10 protein-coding genes are annotated in these 13,252 nt (G+C 44.2%); 4 read left to right on the top strand and 6 right to left on the bottom strand.

What is annotated here, in order from left to right:
* The first annotated feature begins 57 nt into the window (after positions 1-57).
* The gene (locus tag IDJ75_RS17475; protein WP_191176937.1) at positions 58-1,440 is read left to right on the top strand and encodes a peptidylprolyl isomerase; all 1,383 of its coding nucleotides are present in this window, start codon (positions 58-60) and stop codon (positions 1,438-1,440) included.
* A 3-nt stretch (positions 1,441-1,443) separates the two neighbouring features.
* Positions 1,444-2,406, top strand: coding sequence for an AAA family ATPase (locus IDJ75_RS17470; protein ID WP_191176936.1), 963 nt, complete (start codon positions 1,444-1,446; stop codon positions 2,404-2,406).
* A gap of 8 nt (positions 2,407-2,414) precedes the next feature.
* Here IDJ75_RS17470 and IDJ75_RS17465 read toward each other — a convergent pair whose 3' ends face one another.
* The 6 genes from IDJ75_RS17465 to mutL all read right to left on the bottom strand — a co-directional run bounded on the left by IDJ75_RS17465 (position 2,415) and on the right by mutL (position 9,527).
* The gene (locus IDJ75_RS17465) at positions 2,415-3,281 is read right to left on the bottom strand and encodes a nuclear transport factor 2 family protein (RefSeq protein ID WP_191176935.1); all 867 of its coding nucleotides are present in this window, start codon (positions 3,279-3,281) and stop codon (positions 2,415-2,417) included.
* A gap of 97 nt (positions 3,282-3,378) precedes the next feature.
* On the bottom strand, positions 3,379-4,869 hold the full coding sequence (gene cysS / locus IDJ75_RS17460) for a cysteine--tRNA ligase (protein ID WP_191176934.1): 1,491 nt from the start codon (positions 4,867-4,869) through the stop codon (positions 3,379-3,381).
* Between the two features lie 46 nt (positions 4,870-4,915).
* Positions 4,916-6,028 (bottom strand): endonuclease/exonuclease/phosphatase family protein, encoded by a 1,113-nt coding sequence (locus IDJ75_RS17455; RefSeq protein WP_191176933.1) that lies wholly within the window; start codon positions 6,026-6,028, stop codon positions 4,916-4,918.
* Positions 6,018-6,899, bottom strand: coding sequence for a rhomboid family intramembrane serine protease (locus IDJ75_RS17450; RefSeq protein WP_191176932.1), 882 nt, complete (start codon positions 6,897-6,899; stop codon positions 6,018-6,020). Before IDJ75_RS17450 ends, IDJ75_RS17455 begins: the two co-directional genes overlap by 11 nt.
* 30 nt (positions 6,900-6,929) lie before the next feature.
* The gene (locus IDJ75_RS17445; RefSeq protein WP_191176931.1) at positions 6,930-7,637 is read right to left on the bottom strand and encodes a rhomboid family intramembrane serine protease; all 708 of its coding nucleotides are present in this window, start codon (positions 7,635-7,637) and stop codon (positions 6,930-6,932) included.
* Between the two features lie 33 nt (positions 7,638-7,670).
* Positions 7,671-9,527, bottom strand: a complete 1,857-nt coding sequence (gene mutL / locus IDJ75_RS17440) for a DNA mismatch repair endonuclease MutL (protein WP_191176930.1) — start codon at positions 9,525-9,527, stop codon at positions 7,671-7,673.
* A 146-nt stretch (positions 9,528-9,673) separates the two neighbouring features.
* Here mutL and IDJ75_RS17435 point away from each other — a divergent pair, with 146 nt between their 5' ends.
* Complete coding sequence (locus IDJ75_RS17435; protein ID WP_191176929.1) at positions 9,674-11,305, top strand: amidohydrolase; 1,632 nt, start codon at positions 9,674-9,676, stop codon at positions 11,303-11,305.
* Complete coding sequence (locus tag IDJ75_RS17430; protein ID WP_191176928.1) at positions 11,292-13,109, top strand: serine hydrolase domain-containing protein; 1,818 nt, start codon at positions 11,292-11,294, stop codon at positions 13,107-13,109. Before IDJ75_RS17435 ends, IDJ75_RS17430 begins: the two co-directional genes overlap by 14 nt.
* Positions 13,110-13,252 lie beyond the last annotated feature (143 nt).

Genomic DNA, 13,252 nt, shown 5'->3' with positions numbered 1-13,252 from the left:
TACCGAAATTTGCATTTTAAACGGGTAAACTATCCGTAATATTAGTTGAACAATTACATGAGAAAAATCGGACTGTCCATTTTAACTTCTTTTATATTTCTGTCATTTGCCCAGGCACAGGTACGTACACTTGATAAGATAGCCGCTGTTGTTGGTAGCAGCATTGTTTTACAATCAGATATTGAGTTGCAGTACGCGCAATACCTGGTAAGTGGCCAGCAGCCAAACCCAAGTATAAAATGTATTATTTTACAAAACCAGCTTACCCAAAAATTGCTTGCACAACAGGCCGTTATTGATAGCGTGCAGGTAAAAGATGAAGAGGTTGATGCCGAAGTTGACCGCCGTATGCGCAGCTTTATACAACGCGCAGGCAGCCAGGACAGGCTTGAGCAATTCCTGGGCCGGTCGGTAATACAATATAAGGACGAACTTCGCCCGGATATTAAAGAATCGCTTGTTGCACAGCGCATGCGCTCAAAGATCACCGAAAAGGTAAACACTACCCCGCAGGATGTTAAAAGATACTATGAGAGCTTGTCAAAAGACAGCCTGCCCTCATATAACAAAGAAATAGAGGTTGGCGAGATTGTATTTTCTCCAAAACTAAATAAGGAAGAGAAAGAATTTTATAAACAAAAAGCGGAAGAGTTGAGGGCAAGGGTTAAAAAAGGCGAAGATTTTGCTACGCTGGCAAGGCTTTACTCGCAGGATCCGGGCTCGGCACCTGAGGGTGGCGATCTGGGTTTCTTTGACCGCTCAACAATGGTTAAAGAGTTTACGGCTAATGCCTTTAAACTTAAAGCCGGTGAAATATCGCCTGTTTTTGAAACCGAGAACGGCTTTCACTTTTTACAGGTAATAGAACGCCGTGGCGAACAGGTACATGCACGCCATATCCTCATCATCCCGGCAATTACAGAAGCCAGTTTAAACAGGGCTAAAACCACTGCCGATAGCGTTTATAATGCTATGCTGGCTATAAAAAAATTCGATTTTTCAAGTGCGGCCGCGTTCTATTCTGACGATAAAGAAACAAAATTTAATGGTGGTATGATGTTGAATGCCGAGAACGTTCAAACACGTTCAACTTATATCCCAACAGATAAGCTTGACCCACAGGTTGCCCTGGTTACCGATACCATGAAAGTGGGTTCGATCTCAAAACCACAACTGTTTAACGATGCACAAACAGGTAAAAAAAGCTATAAAATTTTATACCTTAAATCTGTTACGAATGCACACAAAGCTAACTTAGAACAAGATTTTGCCAAGTTAAAAGACGAAGCTAACAACGATAAGCTTAGCCGTACCATAAGCCAATGGTTTGATAAACGCCGTAAAGAGACCTTTATTAAGATAGACCCTGAATACCAGGTATGCCCGCAATTAAAAGGATGGGTAGTGGCCGAAACAACCGCACAAGCCAAAACAGAATAAAGTATGCAATACCGGTCGGATGTTGAGGCTGCAGATGCACTGGAGAAAGCTTACCAGCAAATTCGTGCAGAAATAGGTAAAGTAATTGTAGGGCAGGATGAAGTAATTAAGTTTGTACTGATATCCATCTTCAGTAACGGGCACTGCCTGCTTGTTGGTGTGCCCGGCCTGGCAAAGACCCTGCTGGTGCAAACGGTAGCACAGGTATTAGACCTCGACTTTAAACGCATACAATTTACGCCCGACCTGATGCCATCTGACATTATAGGCTCGGAGATATTGGGCGAGGACAGGAATTTTAAATTCATTAAAGGCCCGGTGTTCTCAAACATTATACTGGCTGATGAGATAAACCGTACACCGCCAAAAACGCAGGCTGCCTTATTAGAGGCCATGCAGGAGAAAGCAGTTACTGCTGCCGGTGTTACCCATACTTTGGCCAAACCATTTTTTGTATTAGCCACCCAAAACCCAATTGAGCAGGAAGGCACTTACCCGCTACCCGAAGCACAACTGGATCGCTTTATGTTTAATGTTGCGTTGGATTACCCTTCTTTTAAAGAAGAACTGGAAGTTGTTAAAAACACCACCAGCACATCGCAGGTAAACGTTAATAAACAATTGAATGCCGAGCAGATCATCTACTTTCAGCAACTGGTAAGAAATATCCCCGTTAGCGATAATGTTTTAGAGTATGCGGTAAAGCTGGTTTCAAAAACGCGCCCCAACAGCGAATTTGCAGGCCCGCAGGTAAAGCGTTTATTAAACTGGGGTGCAGGGCCACGTGCATCACAATTCCTTATCCTGGGGGCTAAATGCCATGCTGTGCTTAACGGCAAGTACTCGCCGGATATTGAGGATGTACAGGCGGTGGCCAAACCAATTTTAAGCCACCGTATTGTGCGCAGTTACCATGCCGAAGCCGAAGGCCTTTCGGCTAATGATATTATTGAACAGCTGTTTTAAGCTTTAGCTTAGTTTTCTACTGTCGAGAATATTTCCAGTAGCATGTTCCATCTGTAGCTGGCGTCAATTTCCCAAATACGTACGTAATTGTAGTTGTTAACAATGTTGCCTTTACGGATACGGGCTGTGCCATAAGTATAAGCCAGGTCGTTACTGTTAGACCTTCCCACATTCACCGTTTCGGCAGATATAGTGATACCTTCGTTGGCTAAAAATTTTAATATTTTATCGGTACCGCTTATTGGCTCAAAACCCGGGAAGTAATATCGGGCCTCGGGGCTTAAAAATTCTTTATAAGCAGCCAATGTAGATAATGATAGCGAATGATTAAAAGTACCATCGGTACCGGTTAATATCTTTTTACCCGCAAACGGATCCTTACTTGGCGCTTTTTGTTTTGTCAGGTCGGGCTCTTTAAAATCGGTAACCACATCCTGCTCAGGCTCCGGGTGTTGTATACCCAGGTTGGTTACCAGTTTAAATTTATTATCTGCGTTATCAAGGCGCCATATTGATAAGTAATCGCCATAAACTTTATCATCGTCTGTTTTGCCATTCTGATAAACGTACGGCCCGGCTGTAAAACCCAGATCGCCGTTAGCAGAGATGCGTGCAAATTTCGGCTGCCAGCTTAATTTACCGGGTTGCTTATCAATACCTTCATAAAAATCGGTTATTTTAACCACGTTGGGTTTAAAAACAAATCCTTCCGGGTCGGTAACCCCTAAAAAACCATCCTTAATGCCCTTACGATCAACTAATTTATTAAAGTTTTCTTCGGCGGTTACAACTGATGCCACTTCAACTTTTGTTTGCGACAAAGCCGTAAGGCTTAGGCCTGATAATAGTATAGCGGCTAATATTGATCTTTTCATGTTAACGGTAGTATAGATTAGTTGGGGCAATTTAATAAATAATTTTACTGATAAACATAAAGCCCGCCCCGTGGCAAATTGTTTTAACACTTATTAACTAAATTCTTACCCAGTCGGTAGTGCCTTGCTTATTATCGTTCAATTGAAACCCGATATTTTTTAGCCCCTCCCTTATCTTATCAGATGTGGCGTAGTCCTTATTTTGTTTAGCCTCGTTGCGCAATTTTATCACCAGTTGCATCAATTCGTCAGTATCGGCATTATCGCCATCCTCTGTTTTTAAGCCTAATACATCAAAAAAGAAATCGTTATACGTTTTCTTCATCCGTTCAAAAGTTTGCGCAGTAATCTCGCCCGAATTACGGGTGCTTGATGCGTACGAGTTTACCCACTTGGATAAGTTACTTAATGCCTCTAACGTTTTTGGCGAATTAAAATTGTCGTTCATGCCTGTATAGCAGTCATCGCAATATCCATTAATGGCCTTATCGGTGTCATCATCAACATTGGTTATAGCTGCCTGTTGTAGTGTAATCAGCTTTTTAGCAGCTTCGGAAAGCTTTTTATAAAATATCTCGGCAGCTTCAATGGCCTCATTGCTAAAATCGACTGTACTGCGGTAGCTGGCCTGCATAAAAAAGAACCTCACCGTCATGGGGCTATAGCCTTTTTTAAGTAATGGGTGCGTCCCTAAAAATAACTCATGCGGCAAAAAGCTGTTCCCTAACGATTTTGACATTTTTTGCCCGTTGGTAGTAAGCATATTGGTATGCAGCCAATACGATGCCGGGTTTTTACCGCAGCAAGCTACGTTCTGTGCTATCTCATTGGTATGGTGGGTGGGCATCAGGTCTATCCCGCCGCCGTGGATGTCAAATTGCTGGCCCAGGTATTTGTTGCTCATGGCAGAACACTCCAAATGCCAGCCCGGGAAACCCAATCCCCATGGCGATGGCCACTTCATTAAATGCTCGGGTTTGGCTTTTATCCATAAGGCAAAATCAAGCTTGCCATGTTTCTCGTTCTGCCCGCCTAATGAACGGGTATTGTTCAACATATCCTCCAGGTTGCGGCCGTTTAAAATGCCGTAATCCTGTGTTTGGTTGTATTTTTCCACATCAAAGTAAACCGAGCCATCAACCTCATAAGCATAGCCTTTGGCCAGTATAGCTTTTACCAGTTCTATCTGTTCAATAATATGGCCGGTAGCGGTAGGTTCAATACTTGGCGGCAGCGAATTAAATATCTGCATCACGTTATGGAAATCTACCGTGTACTTCTGTACAATCTCCATAGGCTCCAGCTGGGCTATCTTTGCCTTTTTTGACACTTTGTCCTCTCCCTCATCGGCATCGCCCTCCAAATGGCCGGCATCGGTTATGTTACGCACATAGCGTACCTTATAACCCAGGTGTAACAGGTACCTGAAGATAAGATCGAATGATATAAAAGTACGGCAGTTGCCTAAATGCACATCGCTGTAAACTGTAGGGCCGCAAACATACATCCCCACATGCCCGGGGTTTAGCGGCTTAAATTCTTCTTTTTTACGTGTTAAAGTGTTGTAAACAAATAATTTTTGTTCCATGTGCGCAAACTTACAATTTTAGGCGTGGAGTTTAATTTGGATGATGTTATTTTAATACCAAAACCGTACTTAAAGGATAATGATCTGACAATTTTTTTTCGATGATCTTGTACTCCCATACATCAAACTGCGGGCTGGCCATTACATAATCTATCTGGTAATTGGGGAACGCCCCGTTGTAGGTACGCCCCAAACCGGCTCCTTTTTCCCTGAAAGCATTTTTTAGCCCCTTTGCCATTTGGTTAACCGCGAAAGAAGAAGGGGTGTCGTTAAAATCGCCGGATATAATGTACGGGTACGGGCATTTATGGGCATGCTCTTTTATGATAAAAACCTGGTCGCTGCGTTTTTGAAAAGCTGTCTTCAATTTCCAGCCAACACGCTTGGTGCCGCTAATATCTGTTTTACCCTTTGATGAAAGGTTGCCCAAATACTTATAATCCTGCGGATCGAAATTAATGGATTGCAGATGCACGCTGTACATACGCAACACTCCACCATCTTTTTCTACATCAACATATAAACACTGGTTGCCGCTGCCTTTAGCTGCCAGTTGCACCAGCCCGTATGATTTAATAGGATATTTAGAAAAGATAGCCATCCCGATAGATTCGCTGGAACTGGTCATGGTAGGCTCAAAATAATAATGTTGGGCGCGCATTACCTTCTTTACAGAATCTATCATATTATACTGACCCTTTTTGCGGGTAAAAAACTCCTGTATACCTATAATGTCCGGCTGCTCCTGCCCTATCAGATCAAGTATCTCGTGCTTGGTAGATACATCGTTTTTGGCACCGTAACGTTTAAAATTATGTACATTATAGGTCATCAGCCTTAAAACCTTTAGGCTTGGGGCGCTGCTTGCCGATGATGGCAGGCGGATACCAACATTGTTCATCAAAACATTCCAGCCTATTAATATGGTAATTGCCGACAGGCCTATGAACCAGCTTTTGCGGATAAGCCAGTAAGCCATGATCAGCAGGTTAGCTATCAGTAAAGGCGGGTAGGCCAATCCAAAAAAGGCGATGGGCCAAAATTTGCGGGGGTCAACAACCGGGGCTAAATAACCAAGCAGCAGGGCCAGGCAAAGCAAGTAGTTTATCCACAAAAATATCTTATCAATAAAGGGTAGACTTGTTTTTTTAGCCCTCATTATTGTTGCTTGCTCTGAATAAGGTTTCCTTTTCCTGTTTGGTAAGGCTATCGTATCCGCTGCCGGATATTTTATCGAGGATGCGGTCAACATCCTCCTGCCTTGGCGCACCGGATGCTTTACGCGTTGTGCCGCTGTGGTTAACCACTTTCATTTTTGGCTTTGGCTCAAATAATTTATTGATACCACCTATCCAATCGTGCCCGCGTTGTAATTGTTTTATGTAGATAAAGCCAAACAGGGCGCCGCCCAGGTGCGCAATTTCACCGCCTGTATTGGCACCTGCAATACCTAAAAAGTCTATCACTATGTAAAACAACGCTATCCACTTCAATTTTACCGGGCCTATTAATATTAACTGTATAGTATAATTTGGCAGCAGCGTAGCTGTTGCTATAATAATAGCCATTACACTGGCCGATGCACCTACTACAACACTGGTAGCTGCCGCGTTTACACTGGTAAATGCAGGAATAAGATTATAACAGGCAATAAACAACAAACCACCGGCAAGGCCGCCGAAAAGGTAAAGACCGACTGTGCGTTTATTACCCAGGTATTCCTCAAAAATCTGCCCCATCCAATAAAGCCAAAGCATGTTAAACAGGATATGGAAAATACCCGCATGCATAAACATGTAAGTAAAAGGTGTCCAGAAACGGTAAAGTAATTTTGGCAGGGAAGCAGGCAACAACAAATACTCATTGGTATAAGCCAATACGGCACTGTTACCAAAGCCTGTAAATAGCTGCTCAATTACGGCAACAATATTGATCCCCAGGTAAACAATAACGTTTATACCGATAAGCAGGCTAAGCTTATTGCCCGACTTTAACAGCTTGTATTGAATATCTTTCCAAAGGGTGCTCATTGTTTATTTATATACTGTTATAAACGGTTTTTAGTAAAAATTGTTGGGCCGTTTTACACCCCAAAGCTTAATTAATAAGAAGCCAAATAAGGCACCGCCCAGGTGGGCAAAATGCGCTACGTTATCACCCGCAAAACGGCCCACCCCGGTAAATAATTCTATAGCAACATAGCCTATAACTACATATTTTGCTTTAATAGGTACCGGGATAAACATGATCATCATCTCCAGGTTGGGGAACAACATGGCAAATCCTACCAGAATACCAAACACAGCCCCCGAAGCCCCCAATAAAGCACCACTATAAATGCCTTTTAACTCCTCTGCCCGCGCACCATATATATCATAGGCTTGCATATATTGCGGATTAGCAATTGTAAACGCCCCTGTAATAGCATGCACTTCTATTGCTTGTATCAACGTATATAAAACATAGCCGCCAATACCAGTTATAAAATAATAATTGAAGAATTTTTTTGACCCTAATGTGTATTCAAGCATTGGCCCAAATGATACCAGCGCAAACATATTAAAGAAAATATGGCCAAACCCCGCATGCATAAACATGTAGGTTATAACTTGCCACGGTTTAAAAAATGGAGAATTAAAATAATAAGCAGATAATAAACCCTGCAAATTAACAAACTTCGCTAAGGCATAAGTAGCTATAAAGAATATAATATTGATAATAAGCAGGTTTTTTACAACCGGCGTCATATTGGCAAAAGGTGACTGCATTTTTATATAGGTGTAATTATAGTTTAAGCTTTATTACTTTTCAAATCGTTCTGCTAATTCATTCAGGGTAAAGGTACTAATTACAGGCTTGCCATTTAGTGCCAGGTTTGGCATTTGGCAGGCAAAAAGCTGGTCAACCAGTTGGTTCATCTCTTCCATACTTAGCTTTACCCCTGCTTTTAGCGCGGCGTTACGCGCCAGTGAGCGGGCAAGGTTATCGCGTTTATCCAACTTTAAAACAGCCAGGTTGTTTTTAAACCCTTCCAGTAATTGCTCCAGCAGTTCGTGCTCGTTAGCGTTGGTAATATCAGCCGGGATCCCGTCAACAACAACCGTGTTGCGGCCAAACTCGCGGATGTCAAAACCTAATGCTTTTATATCGGGCAATAACTCTCTCAATAACTCAAAATCGGCGCTGTTTAGTGTAACCGATTGCGGAAATAAACTCTGCTGGCTTACCCCCGAGTGGTTCTCTAACTGGTGCAAATACCGCTCATACAAAATACGCTCGTGCGCAGCCTGCTGGTTGATGAGCATAAAGCCCGATTTGATCTGCGAAAGTATATACCGGTTATGCACCTGGAAAAACTGCTTCTCGCTGCTTTTGGTAATATCCTGCTCATTTACCGGGATGCTCTGCTCCTCGTGCATCTGGTGCTGCAGGGTCTCTTCTTTTTTACTTATCTCATATAAAGTATCCCAGTTACGCGGTATAGCGGTACGGTGGTCATTACTGCTATGTTGATAAGATGCCTCCCTTTCGCCGGCTTTTTTCTCGGGCGCAAAAGGGTTAAAATCCGGGTTAAAGGCAATGCTTGGTTGCACAATTTCCTCAAAAGGTTTTGGGGTGATGAGGTGGCCGATGCTGTTCTCCTGGTCAAAATCAAGCGTTGGGGTAATATTATACTTACCCAGCGAGCGTTTCACCGCCGAGCGGATAATGGCATAGATGGATTTCTCGTCCTGGTATTTGATCTCGGTTTTTGTAGGATGCACGTTGATATCGATCTTCGCCGGGTCGATATCAATAAAAAGCACATACAGCGGGAAGGTTTCATCAGGCAATAACTCCTGGAAGGCCGTTAATACTGCATGGTTAAGGTAGTTGTCCTTTATAAAACGGTTGTTCACAAAAAAGAACTGCTCGCCACGGGTTTTACGGGCAAACTCGGGCTTGCCTACAAAACCGCGCAGGTTTATAATGGTGGTTTCTTCCTCTACCGGCACCAGTCGCTGGTTATAATTATTACCAAACAAATGCACAATACGCTGCTTAAGCGCCGCGCCCGGCAAGTGGTAAACCTCCTGCCCGTCATGATGCATGGTTAAAAATACCTGAGGATTGGCCAAAGCCACGCGCTGAAATTCGTCAATAATATGGCGCATCTCCACCGGGTTGCTTTTTAAAAAGTTACGGCGTGCGGGGGTGTTATAAAATAGGTTTTTGATGGAGATGGATGTCCCGGTATTGGCCGAACAAGCTTCCTGGCTGAGTACTTCCGACCCTTCTATCTGGATACAGGTACCCAGCTCATCCTCATGCCTGCGGGTTTTTAGCTCCACCTGTGCAATAGCGGCTATAGAAGCCATGGCCTCACCCCTGAAACCCATGGTACGGATAGCAAAAAGGTCATCGGCCTTGCGGATCTTTGAGGTGGCGTGGCGTTCAAAACACATGCGCGCGTCGGTAAGGCTCATACCGCAGCCATTATCAATAACTTGTATCAGTGATTTACCGGCGTCCCTTAATATCAGCTGAATTTTATCGGCACCGGCATCTATAGCGTTCTCTATCAATTCTTTTACTGCGGAAGCCGGTCGCTGCACTACTTCGCCTGCGGCAATTTGGTTGGCAACGGCATCCGGTAAAAGCTGTATTATATCTGGCATTAAAAATATTTCCCTTCTGCGCCCGAAAAGGGCGTGTCAATTAAGACGCTAAATTAATTATTTGATTGCATAACTTTACCGTTACATACTTGTATATACTATTTACGTTAATAATATTTACATCTACCTGTTTATTAATACCATATATGAAGAAACTTTGGCCGGTGCTGTTTTTACTCCTTGCAGCATGCAAACAAAAAGAATACAATGCCGATCTGCTTGTAAAAAATGCACTTGTTTATACTGTAGATAGTACCTTTACCACCGCCAATGCCTTTGTGGTAAGCAGCGGCAAAATATTAGCCGTAGGCAATATAGATACCCTGGAAAAACAATATTTAGCCCGCGAAGTAATTGATGCCGGCGGCAAAGCGGTTTACCCCGGTTTTATTGATGCCCACGCGCATTTTTACGAATACGGCTTAGGCCTGCAGGATGTTAAACTGGTAGGCGCTAAAAGCTGGGATATCGTTTTAGATTCGGTAAGCAGCTATTCGCGCCACAAAACCGATGGCTGGATAATAGGTAACGGCTGGGACCAAAACATCTGGGCCAATAAAGCATTCCCCAATAAAGCCAGGCTTGATTCGCTGTTCCCGGTACGCCCCGTAATACTGAGCCGTGTTGACGGGCACGCTGCCATTGCCAACCAGGCTGCTTTAAATATTGCCGGTATTAAACCCGGGCAAAAAATAACCGGCGGCGAAATAGAGACCGTAAACGGTAAATTAACCGGCATACTGGTAGATAACGCTGTTGGGATTGTTACCCGCAAAATTCCCGCCCCAACTGAACAAATTACCCAGGCGGCTTTACTTGATGCACAACGTAATTGTTTTGCGGTAGGGTTAACCACGGTAGATGATTGCGGCCTGCCTTATACCATGGTAAACACCATTGCCGCATTACAGCACAAAGGCGACCTTAAAATGCGCATGTACCTTATGCTTGCCGACCAGCAGGAGAATTACGACTACCTGTTTAAACGTGGTGCATACAAAACACCAGGCCTTAACGTACGCGCGTTTAAAGTTTATGCCGATGGCGCGCTGGGTTCAAGAGGAGCTTGTTTATTACACCCATACTCCGATCAGAAAAACTGGAGTGGTTTTTTACTAAGCAGCAAGGCGCATTTTGAAGATGTTGCTAAAAAAATTGCGGCTCATGGTTTCCAGATGTGTACTCATGCTATTGGCGATTCTGCCAACCGGGTGATGCTGAAAATTTATGCCGAAAACCTGAAAGGCAAGAACGATAAACGCTGGAGGATAGAGCACGCGCAGATCGTATCACCTGAGGATGTAAAACTGTTTGGCGATAATAATATTATCCCATCGGTACAGCCTACGCATGCTACATCTGATATGGCATGGGCAATAAAACGCCTGGGCGCCGATCGTTTAAAAACAGGCTATGCCTATAAAGATCTGATGAAACAAAACGGCTGGATCCCCCTGGGGACGGATTTCCCGGTAGAAAACATAAACCCTATGTACACGTTCTATGCTGCAACAGAGCGCAGGGATCTGAAAGGGTTGCCGGATGGGGGCTTCCAGATGGAGAACGCGCTTACCCGTACCGAAGCCCTGCGCGGCATGACCGTATGGGCTGCCAAAGCAAACTTTGAAGAACGCGAAAAAGGCAGTATCGAAGTAGGCAAGTATGCCGATTTTGTGATACTTGACCAGGATATAATGAAGGTAAAAGGCAGCGAACTGCCCAATGTTAAAGTTTTAAAAACATATATAAATGGTGTTAAGGTTTATGAGAAAAAATAGTCGGAATTTATACATCCTGCTGTTATCGGGGTTTGTACTTTTTAATTCTGCCTGTGCGCAAAACCCACCATTTACGGGTAAAGCTTATGTAAAAGAAAAACTGCTTGTTGAGCAGGCAACCGTATTGCTCAATAACGGGAAGCAGCTTATCCCCCTGCAAAACCTGGATAATAATAAAATTGCCAGCATCCACTTTTCAGCACCTTACGCGGTGGCGTTTGATAGCCTGCTTAATAAATACGCTAAGGTTGATGCCATAAACGGTAACGATTATATGGGCACAAAACCTTTTGATATGCTGGCGCAGGATACTAAATTTTATAATACGCTCATCGTGCAGCTTACTGATGCCGAAGTGAATAACCCCCAGATCATCGGCTTTATTAACAACACCCAAAAGTTAAAAAGCGTTATTGTTTCACTTATCGGCAATGGTTCATCGCTTGCAAAGCTAAATGATGTTAGCTCGCCGGTAATCTGGTCGGCAAGGGTATCGCCGGTGGCAGCGTTATACAGCGCACAGGCAATTTTTGGCGGCGTTGCCATAACGCAACGGCTCACTAAAACCTATGCGCCCAAATACACGGCTAACTCGGGTTTTTTAACCGCTAAAACCCGCCTGCAATATACCGTGCCCGAAGATGCCGGCATCAACGCAGATAACCTGAAAGAGATAGATAACATTGCCAGCGAAGCTATTGCCAACCGCGCTACACCGGGCTGCGTGGTTTTAGTAGCCAAGGATGGTAAGGTGATATTTAACAAGGCCTACGGCTACCATATGTATGATAATGGCATTGCCGATAAAATTACCGACATTTTTGATATCGCATCCATGACCAAGATATCGGCTACCACTATGGCGGCCATGCAGCTTTACGACCAGGGCAAACTCAACCTCGACTCGACCCTGGGTACGTATATGCCCATTACCCGCAGCACCAATAAAAAAACGCTGAGCGTGCGCGAATTGCTGGAACACCAGGCGGGGCTGATCCCGGACATCTCTACTTTCGAGGTGATCAAACCAACCGATCATAGTACCGATTCATCTGCAGCCTACCCAACTAAGGTGAATGATAACTATTACGTACGTAAAAATTACTTTGAAGAGGTAATGCTGCCTGCGGCACTGCGCTCGGCAGTTAAAACCCGCGGCCAATATGTGTACAGCGATGTTGGGATGATATTTTTGCAACAGATAGCCGAAACCATCACCGCCATTCCTTTAAATAAATATGTGCAGGATAAGTTTTATACCCCACTGGGGATGCAAACAGCTGGTTTTTTACCGCTTTACCGATTCCCGGCGAACCGTATCCCGCCCACCGAAGATGATAAAAAAGATCGTAAAACCCTGATAGATGGTTACGTGCACGACCCAACCGCGGCGCTGATGGGTGGCGTTGCCGGGCATGCGGGTGTATTTGCCAGCGCCAATGATGTGGCTATACTTTACCAGATGATGCTAAATCGTGGTACCTACGGTGGTGTACAATACGTTAAACCCGAAACGGTTGACCTGTGGACATCCAAACAATCGCCCGTGAGCAGGCGCGGCCTGGGCTTCGACCGCTGGGACCCCATTGCCGACAGGCATTACCCATCAAAACTGGCCTCAGATATGGCTTACGGGCATACCGGCTTTACCGGTACCTGCGTGTGGGTAGATCCGAAATATAACCTTGTATATATTTTCCTGTCAAACAGGGTGTACCCAAACGTAGGTAACAAGTTAGGCAGCCTGAATATACGGCCGCGCATACAGGATGCGGTTTATGAAGCGATACAGAAAGGCTTGTAAAAGGCTTTAAACTATCAGTTAACAATGCATTACCCGCGCACAAAAACATAAAACGCTGGCTACAAGGCAAATACGATAGCTAAAAATACAAAGCGCTGATTTTAAGGCAAATACGCGCGTACACAGGCGTTCACGGCAGTGAA

The organism is Mucilaginibacter rigui (assembly GCF_014773275.1).
GTDB classification, from domain to species: Bacteria; Bacteroidota; Bacteroidia; order Sphingobacteriales; family Sphingobacteriaceae; genus Mucilaginibacter; species Mucilaginibacter rigui_A.
This window is presented reverse-complemented; position numbering and strand designations above follow the sequence as displayed.